24 protein-coding genes are annotated in these 25,591 nt (G+C 70.4%); 10 read left to right on the top strand and 14 right to left on the bottom strand.

The features are described from left to right. Positions 1–165 precede the first annotated feature (165 nt). The 3 genes from ACWDEW_RS14925 to ACWDEW_RS14915 form a co-directional block, all read right to left on the bottom strand. Entirely contained in the window at positions 166–693 is a 528-nt protein-coding gene (locus ACWDEW_RS14925; RefSeq protein ID WP_450512896.1) for an EamA/RhaT family transporter, read from the bottom strand. A gap of 46 nt (positions 694–739) precedes the next feature. Then, complete coding sequence (locus ACWDEW_RS14920; RefSeq protein ID WP_450512928.1) at positions 740–1,012, bottom strand: SH3 domain-containing protein; 273 nt, start codon at positions 1,010–1,012, stop codon at positions 740–742. 88 nt (positions 1,013–1,100) lie between these two features. Beyond that, entirely contained in the window at positions 1,101–1,421 is a 321-nt protein-coding gene (locus ACWDEW_RS14915; protein WP_450512894.1) for an SH3 domain-containing protein, read from the bottom strand. Positions 1,422–1,603: 182 nt separating this feature from the next. Here ACWDEW_RS14915 and ACWDEW_RS14910 point away from each other — a divergent pair, with 182 nt between their 5' ends. Further along, positions 1,604–3,715, top strand: a complete 2,112-nt coding sequence (locus tag ACWDEW_RS14910; protein WP_450512892.1) for a protein kinase domain-containing protein — start codon at positions 1,604–1,606, stop codon at positions 3,713–3,715. Positions 3,716–3,894: 179 nt separating this feature from the next. On the opposite strand, the gene ilvD is transcribed toward ACWDEW_RS14910, so the two are convergent. From ilvD to ACWDEW_RS14890, 4 genes are all read right to left on the bottom strand, one after another. Next, a complete protein-coding gene (ilvD, locus tag ACWDEW_RS14905) occupies positions 3,895–5,748 on the bottom strand; it encodes a dihydroxy-acid dehydratase (RefSeq protein WP_450512891.1) in 1,854 nt (617 codons plus the stop codon). A gap of 122 nt (positions 5,749–5,870) precedes the next feature. Beyond that, complete coding sequence (locus tag ACWDEW_RS14900) at positions 5,871–6,476, bottom strand: TetR/AcrR family transcriptional regulator (RefSeq protein WP_450512889.1); 606 nt, start codon at positions 6,474–6,476, stop codon at positions 5,871–5,873. Further along, positions 6,473–7,297 (bottom strand): sugar phosphate isomerase/epimerase family protein, encoded by an 825-nt coding sequence (locus ACWDEW_RS14895; RefSeq protein ID WP_200716958.1) that lies wholly within the window; start codon positions 7,295–7,297, stop codon positions 6,473–6,475. The genes ACWDEW_RS14900 and ACWDEW_RS14895 overlap by 4 nt, the downstream gene beginning before the upstream one ends. A gap of 786 nt (positions 7,298–8,083) precedes the next feature. Beyond that, a complete protein-coding gene (locus tag ACWDEW_RS14890; RefSeq protein WP_450512887.1) occupies positions 8,084–9,016 on the bottom strand; it encodes a Ppx/GppA phosphatase family protein in 933 nt (310 codons plus the stop codon). Positions 9,017–9,099: 83 nt separating this feature from the next. Between ACWDEW_RS14890 and ACWDEW_RS14885 the strand changes: the two genes are divergently transcribed. After that, the gene (locus tag ACWDEW_RS14885; protein ID WP_450512885.1) at positions 9,100–9,966 is read left to right on the top strand and encodes a hypothetical protein; all 867 of its coding nucleotides are present in this window, start codon (positions 9,100–9,102) and stop codon (positions 9,964–9,966) included. Between the two features lie 4 nt (positions 9,967–9,970). Here ACWDEW_RS14885 and ACWDEW_RS14880 read toward each other — a convergent pair whose 3' ends face one another. Continuing rightward, positions 9,971–11,665 carry a BACON domain-containing protein gene (locus tag ACWDEW_RS14880; protein WP_450512884.1) on the bottom strand — a complete coding sequence of 565 codons (1,695 nt, stop codon included), beginning with the start codon at positions 11,663–11,665 and terminating at the stop codon, positions 9,971–9,973. Between the two features lie 197 nt (positions 11,666–11,862). On the opposite strand from ACWDEW_RS14880, the gene radA reads away from it, so the two are divergent. Together radA and disA are read left to right on the top strand one after the other, a co-directional pair. Next, positions 11,863–13,272, top strand: coding sequence for a DNA repair protein RadA (gene radA / locus ACWDEW_RS14875; protein WP_450512883.1), 1,410 nt, complete (start codon positions 11,863–11,865; stop codon positions 13,270–13,272). A gap of 82 nt (positions 13,273–13,354) precedes the next feature. Continuing rightward, positions 13,355–14,479 (top strand): DNA integrity scanning diadenylate cyclase DisA, encoded by a 1,125-nt coding sequence (gene disA, locus ACWDEW_RS14870; RefSeq protein ID WP_450512882.1) that lies wholly within the window; start codon positions 13,355–13,357, stop codon positions 14,477–14,479. Positions 14,480–14,494: 15 nt separating this feature from the next. Here disA and ACWDEW_RS14865 read toward each other — a convergent pair whose 3' ends face one another. Continuing rightward, positions 14,495–15,319: a hypothetical protein gene (locus tag ACWDEW_RS14865; protein ID WP_450512880.1), complete on the bottom strand. Its 825-nt coding sequence runs from the start codon at positions 15,317–15,319 to the stop codon at positions 14,495–14,497. 318 nt (positions 15,320–15,637) lie between these two features. Here ACWDEW_RS14865 and ACWDEW_RS14860 point away from each other — a divergent pair, with 318 nt between their 5' ends. The 5 genes from ACWDEW_RS14860 to cseC all read left to right on the top strand — a co-directional run bounded on the left by ACWDEW_RS14860 (position 15,638) and on the right by cseC (position 20,294). Next, on the top strand, positions 15,638–16,558 hold the full coding sequence (locus ACWDEW_RS14860) for an A/G-specific adenine glycosylase (protein WP_450512879.1): 921 nt from the start codon (positions 15,638–15,640) through the stop codon (positions 16,556–16,558). 299 nt (positions 16,559–16,857) lie between these two features. After that, positions 16,858–17,397 carry a SigE family RNA polymerase sigma factor gene (locus tag ACWDEW_RS14855; protein WP_019064956.1) on the top strand — a complete coding sequence of 180 codons (540 nt, stop codon included), beginning with the start codon at positions 16,858–16,860 and terminating at the stop codon, positions 17,395–17,397. Further along, entirely contained in the window at positions 17,385–18,071 is a 687-nt protein-coding gene (locus ACWDEW_RS14850) for a hypothetical protein (protein ID WP_450512878.1), read from the top strand. Before ACWDEW_RS14855 ends, ACWDEW_RS14850 begins: the two co-directional genes overlap by 13 nt. 166 nt (positions 18,072–18,237) lie before the next feature. Then, entirely contained in the window at positions 18,238–18,942 is a 705-nt protein-coding gene (gene cseB, locus ACWDEW_RS14845; protein ID WP_450512876.1) for a two-component system response regulator CseB, read from the top strand. An 8-nt stretch (positions 18,943–18,950) separates the two neighbouring features. Further along, complete coding sequence (gene cseC, locus ACWDEW_RS14840) at positions 18,951–20,294, top strand: two-component system sensor histidine kinase CseC (protein WP_399122234.1); 1,344 nt, start codon at positions 18,951–18,953, stop codon at positions 20,292–20,294. Positions 20,295–20,333: 39 nt separating this feature from the next. On the opposite strand, the gene ACWDEW_RS14835 is transcribed toward cseC, so the two are convergent. From ACWDEW_RS14835 to ACWDEW_RS14820, 4 genes are all read right to left on the bottom strand, one after another. Further along, positions 20,334–21,191 carry a class I SAM-dependent methyltransferase gene (locus ACWDEW_RS14835; protein WP_450512873.1) on the bottom strand — a complete coding sequence of 286 codons (858 nt, stop codon included), beginning with the start codon at positions 21,189–21,191 and terminating at the stop codon, positions 20,334–20,336. Further along, on the bottom strand, positions 21,188–21,622 hold the full coding sequence (locus tag ACWDEW_RS14830; protein ID WP_450512871.1) for a VOC family protein: 435 nt from the start codon (positions 21,620–21,622) through the stop codon (positions 21,188–21,190). The genes ACWDEW_RS14835 and ACWDEW_RS14830 overlap by 4 nt, the downstream gene beginning before the upstream one ends. Next, positions 21,619–22,098 (bottom strand): helix-turn-helix transcriptional regulator, encoded by a 480-nt coding sequence (locus ACWDEW_RS14825; RefSeq protein WP_450512926.1) that lies wholly within the window; start codon positions 22,096–22,098, stop codon positions 21,619–21,621. Before ACWDEW_RS14825 ends, ACWDEW_RS14830 begins: the two co-directional genes overlap by 4 nt. 233 nt (positions 22,099–22,331) lie before the next feature. Next, a complete protein-coding gene (locus tag ACWDEW_RS14820) occupies positions 22,332–23,924 on the bottom strand; it encodes an MDR family MFS transporter (RefSeq protein WP_450512869.1) in 1,593 nt (530 codons plus the stop codon). Positions 23,925–24,062: 138 nt separating this feature from the next. Between ACWDEW_RS14820 and ACWDEW_RS14815 the strand changes: the two genes are divergently transcribed. After that, positions 24,063–24,674: a TetR/AcrR family transcriptional regulator gene (locus ACWDEW_RS14815; RefSeq protein ID WP_450512924.1), complete on the top strand. Its 612-nt coding sequence runs from the start codon at positions 24,063–24,065 to the stop codon at positions 24,672–24,674. On the opposite strand, the gene ACWDEW_RS14810 is transcribed toward ACWDEW_RS14815, so the two are convergent. After that, a complete protein-coding gene (locus tag ACWDEW_RS14810) occupies positions 24,671–25,252 on the bottom strand; it encodes a M23 family metallopeptidase (protein ID WP_450512867.1) in 582 nt (193 codons plus the stop codon). The genes ACWDEW_RS14815 and ACWDEW_RS14810 overlap by 4 nt on opposite strands. Between the last annotated feature and the right edge of the window lie 339 nt (positions 25,253–25,591).

Genomic DNA, 25,591 nt, shown 5'->3' with positions numbered 1-25,591 from the left:
GCACCGCGGGGCTGAAAGACCGCACTGCGGCAGGCGCGCACGACAGGTGTCGCGCATGCGCCGGCAAGTGGGTGAATCGCCGGCGGCCGCCGCGGGCCGCGGGCCTCGATCTGTGAGCCGCCAGCCTGCGAGCCGCCAGCCGCCCCGAACGCGTGCCCGCCCCGGTCAGGAGCGCCGGCGCTTCTTCGAAGGGTTGCCGGTGCGGCGAGTCGTGCGCTTCTCGTGCCGGGCCACGGCCGTCTTGTACTCCTCGCGGTGGAGTTTCTCGCCGGGGGCCTCGGTGAAGGAGCGGAAGAAGTAGGCGAGGAGGGAGCCGACGAAGCCGATGCCCAGGAGGCCGCGGAGGGAGGCCTGGCGGTCGGGGTCGGGGCGCTTCTTGAAGCTCTCCCAGGTGTGGCCGAAGGCGAGGGCGCTGCAGACCGCGAACATCACGATGACGAGGAGGGTGACGAAGCTGCCGACGTCCGCGATCTGGAGGCCCTGGTAGGCGAAGCGGAGGATCAGGCAGGAGGCGACGGCGGCGGCGAGGGAGCCGGCTGCCGCGGCGATACGGCGGGGGGTGTAGCCGTTGTCGTGGTTCACCCAGGTGGTGCCGAAGAAGCGGAGGGGCTCGGGGCGGGGGCCCGTGCCTGTACCCGCGTCTGTGCCTGGGGAGCCCGCGGGGGTGTCCTGGGTGCCGGTCTCGTCGTTCACGGGACGATTATGGCTCCGGGGGCGGGCGCGGGCTCCCGTCGGGGGCTCAGGCGCAGCGGGAGGCTATGTAGCCGTCGCTGCCCGTGTTCACGTACGCGTCCGAGACGAACTCGCCGTTGCTGATGTTGTCCCAGATGTTCGAGGTGCCGTAGGTGCCCGTGACCGTCGTCCCCGGCGTCTGGCAGTAGATCGGCACCTTGGAACCCCCGGGCAGGGTGCCGACGATGCTGTAGTTCGTGCCGGGGCCGCTGCGAACGTAGAGGGTGACGTTGGCCGTCGTGTAGGTCTGCACCGCGCTGGCGGTCACCGGTGAACCCATCACGAGAAGAAGGGCTCCGGCCGTGCCCGCGACGAGGACGGATGCGCGTCTTCGGAATGTCACGAGTATCCCTTGGGTGGCGGTGGAGTCAGGAGCAGCGCGGGCGGACGTAGCCGTCGCTGCCGGTGTTCACATAGGCGTCGGAGACGTACTCGCCGTTGTCGATGTTGTCCCAGATGTTCGTCGTGCCGTAGTAGCCCGTCACCGTGGTGCCCGGCGTCTGGCAGTAGATCGGGACCTGGGAGCCCTCGGCGAGGACGCGGACGATGGTGTAGCCGGTGCCGGGGCCGCTGCGGACGTTGACGCGGGTGTTGGGTGCGATGGAGTAGTAGTGCAGGGCCGCGGCGGCCGTCGTGACGGCTTCCGTCGTGGCTTCGCCCTCGGCCTCTGGTGCGCGGTCAACAGACATGAAAAACCTCCCCCGTTGGACCCCATGACTGCCATGGGGCAACGATGATTCCCTCAAATCACGCCACGAAACACATGTGCGCAATTCGCACGCGGAGGCCAGCAAGCCGCCTCTGTCGCGTACGGGTCATCGACTAGGCTCCGTGCGTCGCGCGCGCGGACGATCAGCACGGGGGTGGACCCATGGCGCCACAGCGCAACACCGGAGCGGGCGCGGAAGCGGAACTTCCCGAGTACGCCGGTCACTACCGCCTGCAGTCGTGTCTGGGCTCCGGCGGCATGGGTGTGGTCCATCTCGCGCAGAGCACCTCCGGGATGAAGGTCGCCGTGAAGGTCGTGCACGCGGAGTTCGCGCAGGATCCCGAGTTCAGGGGGCGGTTCCGGCAGGAGGTGGCGGCGGCCCGGCGGGTGAGCGGGGCCTTCACCGCGCCGGTGGTCGACGCCGACCCGGAGGCCGAACGGCCCTGGATGGCCACGTCGTTCATCCCCGGGCCGACCCTGTCCGAACATGTGAAGCGGAACGGGCCGATGGCGCCCGGCGAGTTGCGCCGGCTGATGGCCGGACTGGCCGAGGCGCTGCGTGACATCCACCGGGTCGGTGTCGTGCACCGGGACCTGAAGCCCAGCAACGTACTGCTCGCCGAGGACGGGCCGAAGGTCATCGACTTCGGTATCTCGCGGCCGAAAGACAGCGAACTGCGGACGGAAACAGGCAAGTTGATCGGCACGCCGCCGTTCATGGCACCGGAGCAGTTCCGGCGCCCTCGGGAGGTCGGGCCGGCCGCCGACATCTTCGCGCTCGGGTCCGTCCTGGTGCACGCGGCGACGGGGCGGGGTCCTTTCGACTCCGACAGCCCGTACGTCGTCGCCTATCAAGTCGTCCACGACGAGCCGGACTTGGCCGGCCTGCCGGAGAACCTCGCGCCGCTGGTGCTGCGGTGCCTCGCCAAGGAGCCCGAGGACCGGCCCACGCCGGACGAGCTGATGCGTGAACTGCGGTCGGTGTCGGCCTCGTACGACACGCAGGCGTACATACCGGCGCAGCGGGCCGGTGTCAGCCCGGTGTCCGAGCCCCCCGCGGTAGAACCCGAACAGCCTGAACAGGCCGGGCCGCGGCGCGGAAGACGGTTGCGCAAGCGGGTCGTGCTCGGGGCGGGTGCGCTCGGGCTGGCCGCGATCGGCACACTCGCCGCGCTCCAGTTGTCCGACGACGCCGACCCGGCACCGACGAGCGCCTCTCCGCACACCGCGCCCAGCGCCACGTTCGGCGGATGGCAGACGGCACCGGTCTCGAAGAAGAGCACACCTCAATGCTCCTACGGGGACGGGAAGTTGCTCTGCGCTCAGCCCGGCGTGGTGTTCGCGCTGGACCCGTCAGACGGCCGGGTGCTGTGGCGGCACTCCGTCGCCACGACCCACAGGAACGGGCCGCCGGTGCTGTCTGGCGGCCTGGTGCAGCCCTCGTTGGACACCGGCCGACGTCTGGAGGCGCTCGATCCCGCCTCGGGCAAGGCGCGTTGGCAGCGGACCGTCCCCGCGTACACCGGGCTCGCGGACGCCGGCGGCATGCTCCTGCTCACCCATGCGGACGGGACGGTCACCGGTGTGGACGGCGCCTCGGGTACCACGAAGTGGAGCCGTCGGATTCCGGGCCAACCAGCGCCGTACTTCACCTCGTTCGAGGGCGACCCGGCGGCGTACGCGACGAACACGGCCGACGACGGGGCGAGCACACGGGTGACCGCGGTCGATCCGGACACGGGTGAGGTGAGCTGGGACGCGCGTCTGCACGGGACGTTGAAGCCCGTCGGCACGGCCGGCGGGTCCGTCTTCCTCCTCTCGGTCGACTCGGTCTACAACTCCGCGAAGGCCGTGGTCCGTTACACCCCGGGCGCCGGGACCGTGCGACGCGTGCCGCTGCACCTGCCGCTCGACCAGGGGCACGGAACCGTGCACGGGCATGTCGTGTACGTCATGGGGGCGGGCGGCTCGCTGGTGGCCGTGGACATGGACGCGCGCAAGCAGTTGTGGAGTCTGGAGACGGCCGTGGTGCGGGGATCCACACCGGTCGCGGACGGGCGGCAGGTGTATGTCACCGCCGCGGACGGGCGGTTGCTCGCGGTGGACGCCCGCGCGGGACGACTCGTCGGGCAGACACCCGCCCGCCTCGACTCCAACTCGGACCAGGTCAGCGCGGCCCTGCCCGAACCCGTCGTGGCAGACAACCACGTCTACGCCGCCGCCCCCGACGGCACGGTCTTCGCCGTCAACTCCCTTACGCCCGGGGCCTGGTAGCCGTAGCGAGGCCAACTCCCTTACCCCCGGCGGCTGGTAGCCGTGGCGAGGTCAACTTCCCTATGACGGGAGCTTGGTAGCCGTAGCGAGGCCAACTCCCGCACCCCCGGCGCCTGGTGGCGGCAGGCGAAAGGGCCGCCCCCGTCGGAACGGAAGCGGCCCCAGGAAGCAGTTGTGCCTCAGCCCAGCTTGCTGACGTCCCGCACCGCGCCCCGGTCCGCGCTGGTGGCCATCGCGGCGTAGGCGCGCAGGGCCGCCGAGACCTTGCGCTCGCGGTTCTTCGGGGCGTAGCGGCCCTCCAGCGCGGCCTCGCGGCGGGCCAACTCGGCGTCGTCCACGAGGAGTTCGATGGAGCGGTTCGGGATGTCGATGCGGATGCGGTCGCCGTCCTCGACGAGGGCGATGGTGCCGCCGGACGCCGCCTCCGGGGACGCGTGACCGATCGACAGGCCCGAAGTGCCGCCGGAGAAGCGGCCGTCGGTGATCAGGGCGCAGGTCTTGCCGAGGCCGCGGCCCTTGAGGAAGGAGGTCGGGTAGAGCATCTCCTGCATACCCGGGCCGCCCTTGGGGCCCTCGTAGCGGATGACGACGACGTCGCCGTGCGTCACCTGCTTGTTGAGGATCTTCTCGACGGCCTCTTCCTGCGACTCGCAGACGACCGCCGGGCCCTCGAAGGTCCAGATGGACTCGTCGACGCCGGCCGTCTTCACGACGCAGCCGTCGACGGCGAGGTTGCCCTTGAGGACCGCGAGGCCGCCGTCCTTGGAGTAGGCGTGCTCGGCGGAGCGGATGCAGCCCTCGGCCGCGTCCTCGTCCAGCGCCTCCCAGCGCTCGGACTGGGAGAAGGCCTCGGCGGAGCGGACGCAGCCGGGCGCCGCGTGCCACAGCTCGACGGCCTCCGGGGACGGGGATCCGCCGCGCACGTCCCAGGTCTTCAGCCAGTCCGCGAGGGACGGGCTGTGGACGGAGTGAACGTCCTCGTTCAGCAGACCCGCGCGGTGCAGTTCGCCGAGCAGGGCGGGGATGCCGCCGGCGCGGTGGACGTCCTCCATGTAGTACGTGCGGTTCTTCGCGACGTTCGGGGCGACCTTGGCGAGGCACGGGACCCGGCGCGAGACCTCGTTGATCTCCTCCAGGCCGAAGGCGACGCCCGCCTCCTGCGCCGCGGCCAGCAGGTGCAGGATCGTGTTGGTGGAGCCGCCCATCGCGATGTCGAGGGCCATGGCGTTCTGGAAGGCCGCGAAGGTGGCGACGTTGCGCGGCAGGACCGTCTCGTCGTCCTGCTCGTAGTAGCGGCGGGTGATGTCCATCACCGTGCGGGCCGCGTCCTGGTACAGGCCCTTGCGCGCGGTGTGCGTGGCGAGGACCGAGCCGTTGCCCGGCAGCGAGAGGCCGATGGCCTCGGTCAGGCAGTTCATCGAGTTGGCGGTGAACATGCCGGAACAGGAGCCGCAGGTCGGACAGGCGTTCTCCTCGATGTTGAGGACGTCCGCGTCGGAGATGCTCTCGTTGGCCGCGTCGACCATCGCGTCGATCAGGTCCAGGGTGCGGACGGTGCCGTCCTGGAGCGTGGCGCGCCCGGCCTCCATGGGACCGCCGGAGACGAAGACCGTCGGGATGTTGAGGCGGAGTGCCGCCATCAGCATGCCCGGGGTGATCTTGTCGCAGTTGGAGATGCAGATCAGGGCGTCGGCGCAGTGCGCCTCGACCATGTACTCCACGCTGTCCGCGATCAGGTCACGGGACGGGAGGCTGTAGAGCATCCCGCCGTGGCCCATCGCGATGCCGTCGTCGACCGCGATGGTGTTGAACTCGCGGGGGATGCCGCCGGCCGCGGTGATCGCCTCGCTGACGATCCGGCCGACGGGCTGGAGGTGGGTGTGGCCGGGCACGAACTCGGTGAAGCTGTTCGCCACCGCGATGATCGGCTTCCGGCCGATGTCCGCACCGGGTACACCGGAGGCGCGCATAAGGGCGCGGGCGCCCGCCATGTTGCGTCCGTGGGTGACTGTGCGGGACCTCAGCTCGGGCATCGTCGCTCGCTCCTTCAGACAGATAGGGCTGATATCGAGCGTACGCCGGTCATCCAGGGGGCGGACACGGTGTCCGCATCGCGGGACGCATGTCTCACGCGGAGACAGGGCCGAGGACGGGATCACGGCCCCGTCAGATGCCCCTGCACCACCGGTGCCAGCCGCGCGATGATCTGCTCCGGGTCCGCCGATGCCACCGGTTCGATCTTGATGACGTACCGCATCATCGCGACCCCGACGATCTGCGCCGCCGCGAGTTCGGCGCGCAGTTCCGGGTCCGGGACGTCGAGCTGGCTCGCGATGCGGCGCAGCAGCTGCCCGGTGATCAGACGGCGGAAGACGGCCGCCGCGGCCTCGTTGTTCACGGCCGACCGGACGATGGCGAGCAGCGGGGTCCGGGTCACCGGGTTCTCCCAGAGCCCGAAGATCATGCGGGTCAGCCGCTCGCCGATGCCGTCGGGCGGGCCGTCGAGCAGCGTGTCCCGGGACCTGAGCACGGGTGCGAACGCCACCTCGACAGCCGATTCGAAAACCTGTTCCTTGGTGCCGAAGTAGTGGTGCACGAGCGCCGAGTCGACCCCGGCCGCCTTGGCGATGGCACGCACGGACGTCTTCTCGTAGCCCCGCTCGGAGAACTGCTCCCGCGCCGCGGACAGGATGCGGTCGCGGGTGTCGGCGGACTCCGTACGAGGGGGCCGGCCCCGGCGCTTGGCGATGGCGTCGGTCACCGCCGGGGCACCTTCACGGCCGAGGCCAGATGCAGCCGCGTGAAGGCGAGCGCCTCCGCGAGATCGGCCTCGCGTTCGGCGCCGGACATCGCGCGCCGGGTGTTGACCTCGATGACGACATGGCCGTCGAAGCCGGTCGTCGCGAGCCGTTCCAGCAGTTCGGCGCAGGGCTGGGTGCCGCGGCCGGGGACCAGGTGCTCGTCCTTGTTGGAGCCGTTGCCGTCGGCGAGGTGGACATGGCCGAGCCGGTCGCCCATGCGCTCGATCATCTCGGTCGCGTCGGTGCGGGCGGTCGCGGTATGGCTGAGGTCGATCGTGAAGTGCCGGTAGTCGTCCTGCGTCACGTCCCACTCGGGGGCGTAGGCGAGCATCTCGCGGTCGCGGTAGCGCCACGGGTACATGTTCTCCACGGCGAACCGCACATCCGTCTCGTTCGCCATCCGCCAGATCCCGCTGACGAAGTCCCGCGCGTACTGGCGCTGCCAGCGGAACGGCGGATGCACGACGACCGTGCTCGCGCCCAGCTTCTCGGCGGCCGCCTGGGCGCGCTGGAGCTTGATCCACGGGTCGGTGGACCACACCCGCTGCGTGATGAGCAGGCACGGCGCGTGCACGGCGAGGATCGGGACCTGGTGGTAGTCGCTGAGTCTGCGCAGCGCCTCGATGTCCTGGCTGACCGGGTCGGTCCACACCATGACCTCGACGCCGTCGTAACCGAGGCGCGCGGCGATCTCGAAGGCCGTCGCCGTCGACTCCGGATACACGGACGCCGTGGACAGCGCGACCTTCGCATCCGGGATGCGCACGACTGGTTCTGCCACGGAGGACAGACTACGGGGCGGCGCTTTGCGCGGGGGAGCCGGTTGCTGTGTCCGCCCTGTGCGGGGTACGGCAACCGGCCATCTCCGGCGCGGGGCCGCGTTGTGGCGATACTTCATGCGGGTCTGATACGTCGGGTGCCGGGTGGGTGTTCAGCATGGGCGGGCGTCGGAGGAGTCGGACGGGCGCACCGGCCATGGGTGGGCGTGCGCGGGCGTGCGTGCGCCAACACTGGGCGTGCAGGCCGACAGCGGCTGCGCGCGTGCACTGCGGACGGGGGCGCGGGCGCCATGGGTTGGCGGGGGCGCGAACGCCCGGGCCGGTCGGAGGCGCGACCAGCCCAGGCGGACAGCCATGCGCGTACGTCACGACCACCATCCGAGTAGGTCACGATCACCACGCGCGTGCGGCACGGAGAGACACAGGCGCGTGCGGCACGAACGGCCACGCGCGCGTGCGTCGCGGCCGAGTCGGCAGGAGTACGGCCGCCCCCGGACGCCGTCCGGACCAGCAGCCGCCCGGGGACGTGAGAGGCACGCGCGCGTGCATCGCGGCCGAACCGACGGTCGTACGGCCGACCCCGGGGCGCCGTCCGGACCAGCAACCGCGCGGGAACACAACAGCCACGCGCACACGTCGCAGCCGAGCCAACGGGCGTGCGGCCGACCCCGGGCACGTCCGACCAGCAGCAACCGCGCGGGGACGTGACGGCCACGCGCGCGTGCACCACGCCCCCACACGCGCCCCGCCTACGACAGCCGGCGCAGGCGGCGCAGCCAGCGCAGCCCCTACGCCGAAGGCATCTGATCCAACCGCCGCAGAATCACGCCCTCGCGCAGCGCCCACGGGCAGACCTCCAGGGTCTCCACGCCGAACAGATCCATCGCGCCCTCGGCGACCATCGCGCCGGCCAGGAGCTGTTCGGCGCGGCCCTCGGAGACGCCGGGGAGGACGGCGCGCTGGGCGGTGGTCATGCCGCCGAGGCGGGGGACCCAGGCTTCCAGGGACTCGCGCTTGAGCTCGCGCTGGACGTAGAGGCCGTCGGCGGAGCGGGCGGCGCCGGCGAGGCGGGCGAGCTGCTTGAAGGTCTTCGACGTGGCGACGACGTGGTCGGGGGCGCCGAAACGGCTGAACTCCCCCACCGTACGGGCGATCTGCGCGCGCACATGGCGGCGCAGGGCCCTTATCGCGTCCGGTTCCGGCGGGTCGCCGGGGAGCCAGGCGGCGGTGAGGCGGCCCGCGCCGAGGGGCAGGGAGACGGCCGCGTCGGGCTCCTCGTCGATGCCGTACGCGATCTCCAGGGAGCCGCCGCCGATGTCGAGGACGAGGAGTTTGCCCGCGGACCAGCCGAACCAGCGGCGGACGGCGAGGAAGGTCAGCCGGGCCTCCTCGGCGCCGGTGAGGACCTGGAGTTCGACGCCGGTCTCGGTCTGCACGCGCGCGAGGACCTCGTCCGCGTTGCTGGCCTCGCGGACGGCGGAGGTGGCGAACGGGAGGAGTTCCTCGACGCCCTTGTCCTCGGCGGCCTGCAGCGCCTCGTGGACGACGCCGATGAGTTTGTCGACCCCTTCGGGGCCGATCGCGCCGTCCTCGTCGAGGAGTTGGGCAAGGCGGAGTTCCACCTTGTGCGAGTGCGCGGGCAACGGGCGCGCGCCCGGGTGTGCGTCCACCACCAGCAGATGCACCGTGTTCGATCCCACGTCGAGGACACCGAGTCTCATATACGGAACGCTACTGCCACCTGCGCCGATCTCCGTCTTCGGTGCGGTTTCTGGGGCCGCCCCCGGCGACTTACCCTGGACGCGTGCCAAAGACGAAAAAGGCGAAGAACGACAAGGCGGCCAAATCACCCGGCGATTCTTCGCCGGTGACGTCGGCCAAGCCCCCGAAGACGTCGACGATGTCGAAGAAGGCCCTGAAAGCCGATGAGAAGGGGCTCGATTTCGCGCGCGCGTGGGTGGAGTTCCCGGATCCGGCGGACGAGGAACAGCTCTTCCGCTGCGATCTGACATGGCTGACCTCTCGCTGGAACTGCATCTTCGGAAGCGGCTGCCAGGGCATCCAGGCGGGCCGCGCGGACGACGGGTGCTGCACCCTGGGCGCCCACTTCTCCGACGAGGACGACGAGAAACGGGTCGCCGGGCATGTGGCGAGGCTCACGCCGGACATCTGGCAGCACCACGACGAGGGCGTGGCGAACGGCTGGACCTCGGAGGACGAGGACGGCGACCGCCAGACCCGCCCCTACAAGGGCTCGTGCATCTTCCAGAACCGCCCCGGTTTCGCGGGCGGCGCGGGCTGCTCGCTGCACATCCTCGCCGTGAAGGAGGGCCGCGAGCCCCTGGAGACCAAGCCGGACGTCTGCTGGCAGCTCCCGGTGCGGAGGACGTACGAGTGGATCGACCGGCCGGACGACACGCGCGTGCTCCAGGTGTCGATCGGCGAGTACGACCGCAGGGGCTGGGGTCCCGGCGGCCACGACCTGCACTGGTGGTGCACGTCGGCGACCTCGGCGCACGGCGCGGGCGACCCGGTCTATGTGTCCTACCGCCCGGAGCTGACCGAGCTGATGGGCAAGTCCGGCTACGACCGCCTGGTCGAGCTGTGCGAGGAGCGCCTGGCCTCGCAACTCCCGCTGCTGGCACCGCATCCGGCGGACCCGGTCGGCTGACCGCTCAGGACGGGCCCGGGCCGCCGCCGTCGCTGGACGGCGGCGCCGAGCCCCCCGGGTCGGCGGAGGACGAGTCCGTAGGAGTCGGGGTCGGATCGGCGGACGAGGGCGGCGGGTCACTCGGCGTCGGATCGCTCGGAGCCGTGGGCGTCGGATCCGGACCGGACGAGGACGGACCGCCGGGATCGGGATGTGAAGGCTCGCCGGGCGCGGTCGGGGCGGGCGCGCTGCCGTAGCCCTCGATGGAGACGACGGCGCCGGCGGGTGAGACGGCCACGCGCGCGGTCCAGTGGCCGGATGGCTCGCGCAGATGGTCGACGTACACCTTGATCGTCAACGATTCACCCGGGGCGAGGGTTCCCGAGGACTGGCTGAGGTAGAGCCAGGGTGCCGTGGTGGTCGCGGACCAGCGCACCGGGGCCGCGCCGGACGCGGTGAGTGTCACGAGCGTGGTGTCGGCGCTGTTGGCGGCCGAGACGGCGAGGTGCCCGGCCCCCTTGCCGCCGGTGCCGGCGACGCTGATGACCTCCACGGAGACGTCGTTCTTGCCGCTCTTGCCGACTCGCGCGCGGGGCCCCGCGCTGGCATCGCCGGTGTTCTCGTAACCACCGCTCGCGACCTCGCCCTCCAGACTCCCGGGACCGTCGTGCCGCTCGCTCGCGGAGGCGGCCGTTCCGTCGACGCCCTCGCCGGTGGGTGTGGACCGATAGGCGGCCCACAGAGCAAGAACGGGTGCCGCGATGACGGTGGCGACGACGGTCGTCGTGACGGCACGCGCGCGGAGACGGTCTCTTCGGGCCGCGCGGTCCTTGGGGTCCAGCGGGAAACCGCGCCGGTCGAAGCGCGGTGCCGCGGCTCCACGCGCGCGCGGGAGGTGCGCCATGGCGACGTGCAGGGCCGCGCGGGGCGCTTCCAGGACGGGCAGTTCGGCGGGCGTGACACTGGCGCCCGGCCAGTTGCCGGGCACCGCGCGCTCGGCGGTACGGCGGCAGCGCGGGCAGTCGTCGACGTGCCGGACCAGTTCGCGGCGCAGCGCGCTGCTGAGCACCAGCTGATGATCGCCGGTGAGGCGGGCGACGCTCGGGCAGGTCCCGGTCTCCACGACGGCGAGGGCGGCACGTGTGCGTTCCACCTCGCAGGCGGCGGAGGCCAGCAGCTCCCGGGCGGTGGCGAGGTCCATCCCGAGGACGGCGGCGACCTCGTGGGCGGCGAGCCGGTGGCGCACGGCGAGTTCGAGCGCCTCGCGCTGCTCCGGGGTGGTCCCTGCGGCCTCCGGCCAGGCCAGCAGGGCGAGTTCACGCCGCCGCTGCTCACGCAGCTCCTCGGGCACGACGGGTTCCTCGGCCCCGGCCCGGCCCGCCGCGTGGGTGCCCTGACGTTTCTGCTTGGCCTCGGCCAGCTTGCGCAGGCACGCCCAGCGGGCCAGCGCGTACAGCCAGGCCCTGCGGTCACCGGCCGTCTCCGGCACGCGCGCGCCCCTGCGTTCGGCCAGCGCGAGCACGTCCCCCAGGGCCGCCGTAGCCGCGTCGTGGTCGCACAGCACGGACAGGCAGTACGTGAACAGGCCGTCCAGATAAGGCTCGTAGCGCGGGGGCGGGCACTGCGCCAGCGTGCGCGCCGCAGCGCGGTCGCGCGCCTCCCGGTGCGCCCGGTGCGCGCCGGTGGTGCGGGTCGAGGTCTCCGGGCTGCTGCTCATCACCCGTGCGACCGTAGGCGGCGGGCGATGCCCCCTTCCGCCCCCTTGAGCTCTTTTAATCCGTACGGGTGAAACGATCCCTCAATAGGGGACAGGAACCCCCGCTTCCCTGGCTCGATCCCGACGCCGTTGGCCGGATACCGAACCACGGCCCACCGTCCGCCGACCCCGCTGTCAGTCCCGCCGGTTACGGTTCACGCATGGCTGCCCGTACGAAGACCACCAAGGACCGTCCGTCCTACCGCTGCACCGAGTGCGGCTGGCAGACGGCCAAGTGGCTCGGCCGCTGCTCCGAGTGCCAGGCCTGGGGCACGGTCGAGGAGTTCGGCGCGCCCGCCGTCCGTACGACGGCACCGGGCCGCGTCACCACCTCCGCGCTGCCCATCGGCCAGGTCGACGGCCGCCAGGCCACCGCCCGCCCGACCGGTGTGCCCGAGTTGGACCGGGTGCTCGGCGGCGGCCTGGTCCCCGGAGCGGTCGTCCTGGTCGCGGGCGAGCCCGGCGTCGGCAAGTCGACCCTCCTCCTGGACGTGGCGGCCAAGGCGGCGAGCGAAGAGCACCGCACGCTCTACATCACCGGCGAGGAGTCGGCGAGCCAGGTCCGGCTGCGCGCCGACCGCATCAAGGCGATCGACGACCACCTGTATCTCGCCGCCGAGACCGATCTGGCCACGATCCTGGGCCACTTGGACGCGGTGAAGCCCTCCCTCCTGATCCTGGACTCCGTCCAGACGGTGGCCTCCCCGGAGATCGACGGCGCCCCCGGCGGCATGGCCCAGGTCCGCGAGGTGGCCGGCGCCCTGATCCGCGCTTCCAAGGAGCGCGCCATGTCCACCCTCCTGGTGGGCCACGTCACCAAGGACGGCGCGATCGCGGGCCCCCGCCTCCTGGAACACCTGGTGGACGTAGTGCTCTCCTTCGAGGGCGACCGCCACGCCCGCCTGCGCCTCGTACGGGGCGTCAAGAACCGCTACGGCACGACGGACGAGGTCGGCTGCTTCGAGCTGCACGACGAGGGCATCACGGGCCTGGCCGACCCGAGCGGCCTGTTCCTGACCCGCCGCGCGGAACCGGTCCCCGGCACCTGCCTGACCGTCACCCTGGAGGGCCGCCGCCCCTTGGTGGCCGAAGTCCAGGCGCTGACGGTCGACTCCCAGATCCCCTCCCCCCGCCGTACAACATCAGGCCTGGAAACCTCCCGGGTCTCGATGATGCTCGCGGTCCTGGAACAACGCGGCAGAATCAGCGCACTGGGCAAACGGGACATCTACTCCGCAACCGTAGGAGGAGTAAAACTCTCCGAACCGGCGGCAGATCTGGCCATCGCCCTGGCCCTGGCCTCCGCGGCGAGCGACACCCCCCTCCCCAAGAACCTGGTCGCGATCGGCGAAGTGGGCCTCGCGGGCGAGGTCAGAAGGGTCACGGGCGTCCAGCGCAGACTCTCCGAAGCACACCGCCTGGGCTTCACCCACGCCCTCGTTCCGAGCGACCCGGGCAAGATCCCGCCCGGCATGAAGGTCCTCGAAGTGGCCGACATAGGAGACGCCCTCCAGGTCCTTCCGCGCTCCCGTAAACGAGACGCCCCACGGGACGGCGAGGACCGCCGGTAGACTTTGCCCTGGTCTCGCCCGTCCGTACGAACCAACCGTGCGAAACGGCGGCGCCTGAAGAACCTGCGACCCGAGGAGTGCAGTGGCAGCCAACGACCGGGCGTCAGCTCCCGGAAAGTCCGGCGGGAGCTCCGGTGCCGATGGCCTGATGCGCGCCTCACTGAGCGCCGTGGCACCCGGCACGGCGCTGCGCGACGGCCTGGAGCGAATCCTCCGCGGCAACACGGGCGGACTCATCGTGCTCGGCTCCGACAAGACCGTCGAAGCGATGTGCACCGGCGGTTTCATCCTGGACGTGGAGTTCACGTCCACCCGCCTGCGCGAACTCTGCAAGCTGGACGGCGGCATCGTGGTGTCGTCCGACCTCTCCAAGATCCTCAGAGCGGGCGTCCAGCTGGTCCCCGACCCCACGATCCCCACCGAGGAGACAGGCACCCGCCACCGCACGGCGGACCGAGTAAGCAAACAGGTCGGCTTCCCAGTGGTCTCCGTCTCCCAGTCCATGCGCCTGATCGCGCTCTACGTGGACGGCCAGCGCCGCGTCCTGGAGGACTCGGCAGCGATCCTCTCCCGCGCGAACCAGGCACTGGCCACCCTGGAGCGCTACAAGCTCCGCCTGGACGAGGTGGCGGGAACCCTCTCGGCCCTGGAGATCGAAGACCTGGTAACGGTCAGAGACGTCTCCGCGGTGGTCCAGCGCCTGGAAATGGTCCGCCTGATCGCCAACGAAATCGCGGAGTACGTACTGGAGTTGGGCACGGACGGCCGCCTCCTCTCCCTCCAACTCGAAGAACTGATCGCTGGCGTGGACCCGGAACGCGAACTGGTAGTGCGCGACTACGTCCCCGAACCCACGGCCAAACGCTCCCGCACGGTGGACGAGGCACTGGCCGAACTCGACGCGCTCTCCCACGCCGAACTCCTCGAACTCCCCACCGTCGCCCGCGCCTTGGGCTACACGGGCTCCCCCGAGGCCCTCGACTCGGCGGTCTCCCCCCGCGGCTTCCGCCTCCTGGCCAAGGTCCCGCGCCTCCCCGGCGCGATCATCGACCGCCTGGTGGAACACTTCGGCGGCCTCCAAAAACTCCTGGCGGCAAGCGTCGACGACCTTCAAACAGTCGACGGCGTGGGCGAGGCAAGGGCAAGAAGCGTACGAGAGGGCCTCTCCCGCCTGGCGGAATCCTCGATCCTGGAACGCTACGTCTAGAAGATCGAACTGCCCTCAGTCACTGGCCAGGACAAACGAGGTCTGCGCCTTGGCGAACCCGGAAGCAGCCGCCTCCACCAGATAGGTCCCCGCACCGGCCGACCCGGCCGGAGGCGTCGCGCACTCGGGCGCACTCGGCTTCCGATCCCACTTCAGGGTGTACGCGACACTGCTGCCGGCGGACACCCGGTAGTACACACTCCCGGCGCTCTTCGGACAGTCGGCGGAGGACCAGTAGTCGGCGGCACCTCCCGCCTCAGTGATCGTCAACACCGCGCTCTTGGGCCCAAGATCGACCTTGCAGTCACTGCTGGACGAGTTCTTGGCGGTCAGCACAAAAGTCGGCGTCTGGCCCGGCGAGTAGGAGTTGTGCAGACTCCGCAGACTCAACTGCACAGCACTGGCAGTGCAGTTGGGCAGAGTCGAATCAGCAGGAACCGTAGTCCCCGTACTGCTCCCGCCGCCGGACCCCGCACTACCGCCACCGTCCCCAACCCCACCGGCGGAGCCACTGCCACCCGACGACCCGGCACTCGAACCACTACCGCCACCACTCGTCCCACCAGTCGTCCCACTGCTCGCACCGCTGCTCGACTCATCGCGGCCGCCGGGGTGTTGACTGATCGCGGGCCCGGTGCCGGACGGACCGGCAGTGATCGTAGGGGCGGGAGTCCTGCCGTTCTTCGCCCCATCGGCACCGTTCTTACCGCCCCCGCCACCCGACGTGACGATCCAGGTGATCAGCAGCGCCAGCAGGGCGACCACGGACACCATGAGGACCCTCCGTCGCCAATAGATGGAGGAGGGAAGCGGCCCGACCGGATTGCGCAGAGATCCCACGGCTCAAACCTTACGAGACAACGGGGAGTTACCTCGCCCCACCCGCCGCGCCTGCCTCAACTTTTCCGGATCATCATCCCGGCAACCCCGCCTGGAATCAGGCGGGATGGACCACGAACCGCACCCGCCGACGCACGGGAGCGGGGCGTGGCGGTACCGCGACCCCGCCGCTTAGCCGGTCCCCACGCCGTCAACTGTGGCAACACCGGAGGGGCGCGACCGCGGCGGGCCCGTCGTACCGCCGCACCCCCGACCCCACCCACCACCCGTGGGCGAAAGCACCGCAACCACCCACGACCATGGCAGGATCGAAACGCCATGACTGCGCCCACGAACCCCCCGCACACCACGTCCGCCAACGGCGAGCACCTGCACGCTCCCGTCATCGACTGGTTCGAAGACAACGCCCGCGACCTCCCCTGGCGTCACCCCGACGCCGGCCCCTGGGGCGTGATGGTCAGCGAGTTCATGCTCCAGCAGACCCCGGTCGCCCGCGTCCTCCCGGTCTACGAACAGTGGCTCGCCCGCTGGCCCCGCCCCGCCGACCTCGCCCAGGACGCCCCCGGCGAGGCCGTCCGCGCCTGGGGCCGCCTCGGCTACCCCCGCCGCGCCCTCCGCCTGCACGGCGCGGCCACCGCCATAACGGAACGGCACGGCGGCGACGTCCCCACCGACCACGCCCAGCTCCTCGCCCTCCCCGGCATCGGCGAGTACACGGCGGCCGCCGTCGCCTCCTTCGCCTACGGCCAGCGCCACGCCGTACTAGACACCAACGTCCGCCGCGTGTTCGCCCGCGCCGTCACCGGCGTCCAGTACCCCCCGAACGCCACCACCGCCGCCGAACGCAAACTCGCCCGCGCCCTGCTCCCCTCCGACGAACAGACGGCCGCCCGCTGGGCTGCCGCCTCCATGGAACTCGGCGCACTGGTCTGCACCGCAAAAAACGAAACATGCCACCGCTGCCCCATCACAGCCCAGTGCGCATGGAACCTGGCCGGAAAGCCGGACCACGAGGGCCCGGCCCGCCGCGGCCAGACATACGCGGGCACGGACCGCCAGGTCCGCGGCAAGCTCCTGGCCGTACTCCGCGAAGCGCACAGCCCCGTCCCGCAATCCACCCTCGACCGCGTATGGCACGAACCGGTACAGCGGGCCAGAGCACTGGACGGCCTGGTGTCCGACGGCCTCGTGGAACCCCTCCCGGAGGGCCTGTACCAACTCCCCGCGACCCGCACCTGACACACGGTCAATTCACAGCAGCGCGCCTCACCCCAAGCCGCATCACAGCCAACACCCAGCCCCCGCAACACTCGGGCAACGACCAAACCGCCCCATACCCACCCCAACAACCCCGCCCCCTTACCCCGAACCTACTTCCGTTACACAACCGACGGACAGCCGAGCGCTCCCCGCAGGCTGCTCCGCACAGTGCCGTGACAACCCCTCCGTAGCTTCATTCCTGTGCCGCAGACCGGCGGGACGCAGCAAAGGACAACCGGCAGCAGGCAGGTCGGAAACGGGGATGGAGGCGGTTGATCATGGCGCAGGGCGAGGTGCTCGAATTCGAGGAGTACGTCCGCACCCGACAGGACGCGCTGCTGCGCAGTGCCCGCCGACTGGTGCCCGACCCGGTCGACGCCCAGGACCTGCTGCAGACCGCGCTGGTACGGACGTACGGCCGCTGGGAGACCATCGAGGACAAGCGCCTCGCGGACGCCTACCTGCGCCGCGTCATGATCAACACCCGCACCGAGTGGTGGCGGGCCCGCAAGCTGGAAGAGGTCCCCACCGAGCAGCTCCCGGACGCGAGCGTCGACGACGCGACCGAACAGCACGCGGATCGGGCGCTTCTTATGGACATCATGAAAGTTCTCGCTCCGAAACAGCGCAGTGTTGTCGTCCTGCGACACTGGGAGCAGATGTCCACGGAGGAGACGGCCGCCGCCCTCGGCATGTCGGCCGGTACGGTCAAGAGCACGCTGCACCGGGCGCTCGCCCGGCTCCGGGAGGAGCTGGAGGCCCGCGACCTGGACGCACGCGCGCTGGAGCGTGAGGAGCGGGAGCGTTGCGCGGCCTGAGCGACGACACCTCCGGGCCCGGGCTGAGCGACAGCCCCGGGCCCGGCAGGGTGCGCGGCAGCCTGGAGGCGGCGTTCACGGCGATGGCTGTGATCGCCGCCCTCGCCCTGTTGGTGTCCGGCTGCGCCACGGGCGGCACCGGCGCCCGTGACGAGGGCCCGGCGCACTCCGACTCGGTGGGCGTCGCCGAGGTGCCCTCGCCCACCCCGTCCGCGACGGCCGACGACCACGTGGACGCGGTGAAACTCGTCAAGGACGACCCGAACGTCTCGGCGGCGGTCAAGCACGAGCTGAAGCCGTGCGTCGCCGACGAGTACGCGGTCGACGTGTCCTACGGCGTGCTGACCGGCGGCACCGTCAACGACGTCGTGGTCAACGTGATGACCTGCGGCGACGCGGTCGGCATCGGTTCGTACGTGTACCGCGCGACGGGTGGGACGTACGAGAATGTCTTCAAGGCCGAGGAACCCCCGGTCTACGCGGAGATCGACCGCGGCGACCTGGTCGTCACCAAGCAGGTATACGAGAAGGGCGACCCGGTGTCGAGCCCGTCCGGCGAGAACGTGATCACGTACCGCTGGACGTCGGGCCGTTTCGTCCAGGAGTACAGCACGCACAACGAGTACAGCAACGCGGTCGGAGGCGACGCGTCACCCGCCCCGAGCGGAAACTGAACGGAACAGATCCGAGCGGACCCGAACCGAAACCGAACGGAATCCAAGGGAAATCCGAGCGGGGCGAACCGATCGCCCCCTCCGATCCGATCCTTCAGTGAACGCGGACACCCCTTCGGGCGTCCCATGCTTGAGAACGACCCACACGAGGACTGAGAGCACCGGGATGGCAGACCAGACCCACGTCCTGTTCGTCGAGGACGACGACGTCATCCGTGAGGCCACCCAACTCGCCCTGGAGCGGGACGGCTTCGCGGTCACGGCGATGCCCGACGGGCTGTCGGGCCTGGAGGCGTTCCGGGCGAACCGCCCCGACATCGCGCTCCTGGACGTGATGGTCCCGGGTCTGGACGGCGTCAGCCTGTGCCGCCGGATCCGCGACGACTCGACCGTGCCGGTGATCATGCTGTCGGCGCGCGCCGACTCCATCGACGTGGTCCTCGGCCTGGAAGCGGGCGCGGACGACTACGTCACGAAGCCCTTCGACGGCGCCGTCCTGGTAGCCCGCATCCGAGCCGTGCTGCGCCGCTTCGGCCACGCGGGCGGCACCGACCGCGCCGACGCGGACACCGCCCCGGTCGACGGCGGAGTGCTCACCTTCGGCGACCTGGAGATCGACACCGAGGGCATGGAGGTACGCAAGGCAGGACAGCCGGTGGCGCTGACGCCGACCGAGATGCGCCTGCTCCTGGAGTTCTCCTCGGCCCCGGGCACGGTCCTGTCCCGCGACAAGCTCCTGGAGCGGGTGTGGGACTACGGCTGGGGCGGCGACACCCGGGTCGTGGACGTCCATGTGCAGCGGCTGCGCACGAAGATCGGCCAGGACCGGATCGAGACGGTCCGCGGCTTCGGCTACAAGTTGAAGGCCTGAGCAGGGGTATGCGGGGGAATTCGCGGCGCAGGGTCCCGTCGTTCATGGACAGAGCGGGCATCCGTACCGGCCTGAGATGGAAGCTCAGCGCGGCCATCGCGCTGGTCGGCACGCTGGTCGCGATCGCGCTCAGCCTGGTCGTGCACAACGCGGCGCGGGTCTCGATGCTGGACAACGCGCGCGACCTCGCGGACGAGCGGGTCCAGATCGCCCAGCGCAACTACGAGCTGTCCGGGCGGCCCAACTTCCCCAGCATCAAGATCGACGACCCGAGCCTGCCGCCGGCGCTCCGCCAGAAGGTCCTGGAGGGCCGCCGGGCGACCTATGTCACCGACCGGCCGCACGGCATCCCGGACATCTGGGCGGCCGTACCGCTCAAGGACGGCCATGTGATGTCGCTGCACACCGGGTTCACCGACCGCAGCACGGACATCCTCAAGGATCTCGACCAGGCCCTGGTGATCGGTTCGATCGCGGCGGTGCTCGGCGGCAGCGCGCTGGGCGTCCTGATCGGCGGCCAGCTCTCGCGCCGACTGCGCAAGGCGGCCGTCGCGGCGAACCAGGTCGCCAAGGGCGAGACGGACGTACGGGTACGGGACGCGATCGGCGGAGTCGTACGGGACGAGACCGACGACCTCGCGCGCGCGGTGGACGCCATGACGGACGCGCTGCAACAGCGACTTGAGGCGGAACGGCGAGTCACCGCCGACATCGCGCATGAACTGCGCACCCCGGTGACGGGCTTGCTGACCGCGGCCGAGTTGCTCCCACCCGGCCGCCCGACGGAACTCGTCCTGGACCGCGCCAAGGCGATGCGCACCCTGGTCGAGGACGTCCTGGAGGTCGCCCGTCTCGACGGGGCCTCCGAGCGGGCCGAGTTGCAGGACATCATGCTGGGCGACTTCGTGAGCCGAAGGGTGATCGCGAAGGACCCGGACGCGGTGGTGCACGTCGTCCACGAGTCGGCCGTCACCACCGACCCGCGCCGCCTGGAGCGCGTGCTGTTCAACCTGCTGGCCAACGCGGCGAGGCACGGCAAGCCGCCGATCGAGGTCTCGGTCGAGGGCCGGGTCATCCGGGTCCGCGACCACGGCCCCGGCTTCCCCGAGGAACTCCTCGCGGAGGGCCCGAGCCGCTTCCGCACCGGCAGCAAGGACCGCGCGGGCCACGGCCACGGCCTGGGCCTGACCATCGCGGCCGGCCAGGCCCGGGTCCTCGGCGCCCGGCTGACCTTCCGCAACGTCCGCCCCGCGGGCGCGCCGGACCACATCCCGGCGGAGGGCGCGGTCGCGGTGCTGTGGCTGCCGGAACACGCACCGACGAGCACGGGCAGCTATCCGATGCTGCCGTAGGTCTTCGACGAAGGTGCGCCCGCCGCCCTGAGCGAAGGCTCACGTGCCGGCCACCATCACCTCCTCCCCCCGAGAGGGCCCGACCCCGTCCGGCCTCCCCCCGAAGTACCGCTCGGCGAGATCCGCGGCGGACACATGCCGCACCTCCCGGAACCCGCACTCCCGCCCCAGCGCCAGCACCTGCTCCGGAGTGAAGAAGCTCAGGAACGGCGTGCCGGCGGCCCGAGCACCCCGCACCGCCACCTCCAACTGCGCGCGCTGCTCGGGCTCCACGTCGTCGACGGGTCGTAGGAAGGTCGTCACCAGGGTGGAACCGGGGGCCAGCCCGGCGACGAGCCGGAACAAGGTGGTGATCGCGTCCAGGGTGAGATACATGATGACGCCGGTCGCGGCCACGACGACGGGCCGCCCGGTGTCGAGTCCGGCGGCGGCCAGTTGCCCCCACCAGTCGCCCTCGAAGTCCACCGGCACGAACCGCAGCCAGTCCGGCTCGGCGTACCCGAGTTCCGCGAGCCGGCGCCGCTTCCAGGCCTGTGTGCCGGGCCGTTCGACCTCGAACACCCTTAGTCTCGCGCCCAGTTCGGGCCGCCGCTGGGCGAAGGTGTCCAGCCCGGCGCCGAGCACGACGTACTGGCCCACGCCCTTGGCGACCTCCTCCGCCACCACGTCCTCGACGAACCGGGCCCGCGCCACGATCGACGCGCGGATCCGGCGGGTGGCCTCGACGTCCATGTCGGGCCGCTCCCGCCAGTCGTCCCCGGGGTCCACGAGCCGCAGCCCGATCTCGTCCTCGACGACATGCGGCGGGGCGTCGGCCCGGACGTGCAGGGCCCGCCACAGGGCGACCCGCACGGCCGTGTGATCCGGCTCGACCTCCGCCACCGGCTCCCCGCTCACGCGAAGTCCTTGGAGAAGTCGAGCTCTTCGCGACGCTCGGTCAGCGAGTACCAGTTGCCGCTGTCGTCGCGGAAGATCGCCTCGACGCCGTACGGCCGCTCCTTGGGCTCCTGGATGAACTCGACGCCACGCGCCCTGAAGGTCGCGTAGTCACCGCGACAGTCGTCCGTACGGAACGCCCCGGCCCCCAACACCCCTTTACTGACAAGCCTCTTCAACGCCTCGGCGGACTCGGGGTCGAGGCCGGGACCGTCGAGACTCATCAACGCGAGCTCGACGCCCGGCTGGTCCTTGGCACCGACGGTGACCCACTTCATGTCCCCCATCGAGATGTCGTCCCGGACCTCGAAGTCCAGTTTCTCGGTGAAGAAGGCCTTGGTGCGCTGCTGGTCGAAGGTCCACACGGTGGTGATGCCCAGCCCTTGGATCATGGCTCCGCTCTCCTGTCGGACGAGGCCGAAATCGGATCGGCTCCCTGTTCCTCACCGTAGGCAGCGCGGGCGACGGCACGCTTCTTCAAAGTTGCGGAGGGGAAACCGCCGGCCCAGAGCATCGCGTAGCACCCCGGGATGAGGGCGGCCCCGCGCCCCACGTGCTCGCTCCGGTACTCACTCGGAGTCAGTCCGGTCCGCGCCTTGAACCGGGCCGAGAACGTACCGAGGCTGCTGAAGCCGACGAGATGGCAGATCTCCGTGACCGACAGATCGGCGCTGCGGAGCATCTCCTCGGCCCGCTCGATACGCCGATGGATCAGATACTGGCCCGGCGTCTCGCCGTAGGCCTCCTTGAAGGCCCGGATGAAGTGGTACCGCGAATATCCGGCATGCGCGGCCACCACGCCCAGGTCGAGCTCCGGCTCGGCCCAGTCACGGTCCATGGCGTCCTTGGCCAGCCGCAACTGCCGCATTTTGTCCATGCGACCGATGGTGACACGGCCCACTGACAACAGAGCCGAGGAAAATCCAGCCCGTCCGGCGTTTGAGGACGAGGCCGTCCAGGCCGAAGCGGGGGGTCTGGGGGCAGCAGCCTCCAGGGACGGGACGGGTAGGGGCGGCGGGGGCGAGAAAACTACGAGAAACCACGAAGAAGGCCCCCCGGGGCGGACACCGACCGGAGGACCTTCAGCTCACTGCGGGCGAATCAGACCGCTTCGACGATCGACACCGGCGCCACCGTCTCCGCGTCCTCGCCGGACTTGGGCGCAGCCGGCCCCGCCCCCTTCAGCGGAACCTCCTTCACGAACACCGCCGCCACCAGCGCCAGCGCCGTCACCACGGCCCCCAGCAGGAACGCCGAGTGGATACCGGCCGACACCGCGTGCTGATACGCCTCCCGCGCCACCGCCGGCAGCTTCGCCAGACTCTTCGCGTCCAGCTGAGCCGACTGCTCGGTCACCTTGGCCCCCAGCGCCCCGGCCTTCTGGCTCATGACGTCCTGGACCCGGTTGTTGAACAGCGCGCCCATGATCGCGACACCGAACGAGGAACCGAGCGTCCGGGACAGCGTGCTCGTGGAGGACGCGACACCCATGTCCTTCATCTCGACGCTGTTCTGCGCGACCAGCATGGTGATCTGCATCAGGCAGCCCATGCCGAGCCCGACGACGGCCATGTACACACCGGACATGAACCGGGTCGTGTCGACGTCCATCGTGGAGAGCAGGTACAGGCCGATGCCCATCAGGATGGTGCCGGCGACCGGGAACACCTTGTAGCGGCCGGTGTTGGTGGTCACCCGTCCCGCGACCATGGAGGTCACGAGCATCGCGCCGAGCATCGGCAGGAGCAGCAGACCGGAGTTGGTCGCGGACGCGCCCTGCACGGACTGCTGGTAGAGCGGCAGGAACAGGGTCGCGCCGAACATCACGAAGCCGGTGATGAAGCCGATGACCGCCATGAGGCTGAAGTTGCGGCTGCGGAAGATGTGCAGCGGCACGACCGGCTCGACAGCCTTGGTCTGCCAGAACACGAACCCGACGAGCGCGGCCACACCGAGCGCGATCAGCTCCATGATCCGCACGGAGGTCCAGGCGTACTGCGAACCGCCCCACGTGGTGACGAGCACGATCGAGGTGATGCCGACGGTGAGCAGTCCGGCGCCGAGGTAGTCGATCCGGGCCTGCGCCCGCTTCTTCGGCAGGTGCAGTACGACGCTGATCGCGGCCAGCGCGACGACGCCCAGCGGCAGGTTGATGTAGAAGGACCAGCGCCAGCCCCAGTTGTCGGTGATGGTGCCGCCGACCAGCGGTCCGCCGATCATCGCGAGCGCCATGACGCCGGCCATCATGCCCTGGTACTTGCCCCGCTCACGCGGCGGGATGAGGTCGCCGATGATCGCCATGACGCCGACCATGAGACCGCCGGCGCCGAGGCCCTGGATGGCCCGGAAGCCGATGAGCTGGCCCATGTTCTGTGCCATGCCGCTGAGCGCGGAGCCGACCAGGAAGATCACGATCGAGGTCATGAAGGCGCCCTTGCGCCCGTACATGTCACCGAGCTTGCCCCAGAGCGGGGTCGAGCTGGCGGTGGCGAGCGTGTAGGCGGTCACGACCCACGACAGATGCTCGAGTCCACCCAGCTCACCGACGATCGTCGGCATCGCCGTACCCACGATCATGTTGTCGAGCATCGCGAGCATCATGGTGATCATCAGGGCGAGCAGGACGACCCGCACGCTCCTGGGCTGTTTCTCGGTCTCCTCCGGCCCGGTGTCGACCGTCTGTGTGTCCGCCATCGTTCCCACTCCCCTGGCTACCGCTGGATACCGCTACCGTCCGGCTACTTACTTGCCGACCGGCTAGTTGACTACACTAAGGGAAAGTAGACCTGTAACTAGCCGGGCGTCAAGTAAGTTTGCTGGGGCATGAGACGAATGGGCGGCACCATGGACGGCACCAAGCGGCAACGTCGCGGAGACACCCGCCAGCGCATCCAGGACGTCGCGCTCGAACTCTTCGCCGAGCAGGGCTACGAGAAGACCTCGCTGCGCGAGATCGCCGAGCACCTGGACGTCACGAAGGCGGCGCTCTACTACCACTTCAAGACCAAGGAAGAGATCCTGGTCAGCATCTTCGAGGACCTCACGAAGCCGATCGAGGACCTGATCGAGTGGGGCCGCGACCAGCCGCACACCCTGGAGACCAAGCGGGAGATCGTACGGCGCTACGCCGACGCGCTCGACGGCGCGACCCCGCTGTTCCGCTTCATGCAGGAGAACCAGGCACAGGTACGGGACCTGCGCATCGGCGAGCGCTTCAAGGACCGCATGCGCGGCCTGCGGGAGATCGTCATCGACCCGGACGCCTCCCTGGTCGACCAGGTCCGCTCGCTCAGCGCGATCTTCACGCTGCACGCCGGCATGTTCGCCGTACAGGACCTCGAAGGCGACCCCGAGGACAAGCGCAAGGCCGTCCTGGAGGTCGCCACCGACATGATCACGCAGGCCCACGCGGGCGGCACGAGGCCCGCGAAGGACGGGTCCTAGACGGTCACGCCCTTGCCGCGCAGGAACGCGACCGGGTCTACGGCCGAGCCGTAGTTGGCGGTCGTACGGATCTCGAAGTGCAGGTGGGGGCCGGTGGAGTTGCCGGTGTTGCCGGACAGCGCGATGTGCTGGCCGGTGCTGACGACCTGGCCGACCTTCACGTCGATGCGCGAGAGGTGGGCGTACTGCGAGTAGGTGCCGTTGCCGTGCTTGATGACGATGGCGTTGCCGTACGCGGCACCGTCACCCGCGCCGTTGCCGCCGGCCTTGACGACGGTCCCGCCGTGCGCGGCCATGACGTTGGTGCCGCTGGCCACGGCGAAGTCCTGTCCGCTGTGCGTGGACTGCCACAGGCCGCCGGCCTGCGCGAAGCTCGCGGAGAGCGTGTACTTCTTCACCGGGTCGACCCAGGAGGCGGCGGTCTTCGCACTGACCGTCGTCGGCGCCACGCCCGCGGTGGCGGCGCTCGCGACCCCGGTGCCCAGCACGGCGGCGGCCCCCAGCCCGACAGCCAGGACGGCCACCCGGGTGCGGAGCGGAGACGTACGGGAAGAGCGGGAAGCGGAGCGCTGGAACATCGGAACCTCACGGGGACGGGGACAGAAAGACCACCCGGCACACAAGCGGCCGCCGGATGGCACGTCCCTTGGTAACCCGCGCCCCCACACACCCCCAAACAGACCTTCTACGACGGAAGCTAGTACTTCACCGCAAAACTTCCGCCTCCTTGACAGAGCACCCGTTAGCCATAAATCGCCCCCCTGATGGCAAAAACGCCCATCTGGTTCCATGCGAAAAGTCCTTTTTGTCACGAACAAGGCTGACGACTACTCGCCCTAGTAGGGGCCGAATCACCTGTGCGGCTTGTCACCGGCCGGGAAGATCGCCGCTCCGGGGAATGTGACCGGCACGACCCT

Source organism: Streptomyces sp. NPDC001100, assembly GCF_053598575.1.
The sequence above is the reverse complement of the archived record's forward strand: the minus strand, read 5'-3'. Positions and strand labels throughout refer to the sequence as shown.

Coding starts and splice junctions, on each gene's coding strand:
- ACWDEW_RS14920 (WP_450512928.1), bottom strand. CDS start 1,012: ATGGGTTCACCGGTGACCGCCAGCGCGGTGCAGACCTACACGACGGCC.
- ACWDEW_RS14915 (WP_450512894.1), bottom strand. CDS start 1,421: ATGTCTGTTGACCGCGCACCAGAGGCCGAGGGCGAAGCCACGACGGAA.
- ACWDEW_RS14910 (WP_450512892.1), top strand. CDS start 1,604: ATGGCGCCACAGCGCAACACCGGAGCGGGCGCGGAAGCGGAACTTCCC.
- ilvD (WP_450512891.1), bottom strand. CDS start 5,748: ATGCCCGAGCTGAGGTCCCGCACAGTCACCCACGGACGCAACATGGCG.
- ACWDEW_RS14890 (WP_450512887.1), bottom strand. CDS start 9,016: ATGAGACTCGGTGTCCTCGACGTGGGATCGAACACGGTGCATCTGCTG.
- radA (WP_450512883.1), top strand. CDS start 11,863: ATGGCTGCCCGTACGAAGACCACCAAGGACCGTCCGTCCTACCGCTGC.
- ACWDEW_RS14860 (WP_450512879.1), top strand. CDS start 15,638: ATGACTGCGCCCACGAACCCCCCGCACACCACGTCCGCCAACGGCGAG.
- ACWDEW_RS14855 (WP_019064956.1), top strand. CDS start 16,858: ATGGCGCAGGGCGAGGTGCTCGAATTCGAGGAGTACGTCCGCACCCGA.
- cseB (WP_450512876.1), top strand. CDS start 18,238: ATGGCAGACCAGACCCACGTCCTGTTCGTCGAGGACGACGACGTCATC.
- cseC (WP_399122234.1), top strand. CDS start 18,951: ATGCGGGGGAATTCGCGGCGCAGGGTCCCGTCGTTCATGGACAGAGCG.
- ACWDEW_RS14830 (WP_450512871.1), bottom strand. CDS start 21,622: ATGATCCAAGGGCTGGGCATCACCACCGTGTGGACCTTCGACCAGCAG.
- ACWDEW_RS14825 (WP_450512926.1), bottom strand. CDS start 22,098: ATGCGGCAGTTGCGGCTGGCCAAGGACGCCATGGACCGTGACTGGGCC.
- ACWDEW_RS14820 (WP_450512869.1), bottom strand. CDS start 23,924: ATGGCGGACACACAGACGGTCGACACCGGGCCGGAGGAGACCGAGAAA.
- ACWDEW_RS14815 (WP_450512924.1), top strand. CDS start 24,063: ATGGGCGGCACCATGGACGGCACCAAGCGGCAACGTCGCGGAGACACC.
- ACWDEW_RS14810 (WP_450512867.1), bottom strand. CDS start 25,252: ATGTTCCAGCGCTCCGCTTCCCGCTCTTCCCGTACGTCTCCGCTCCGC.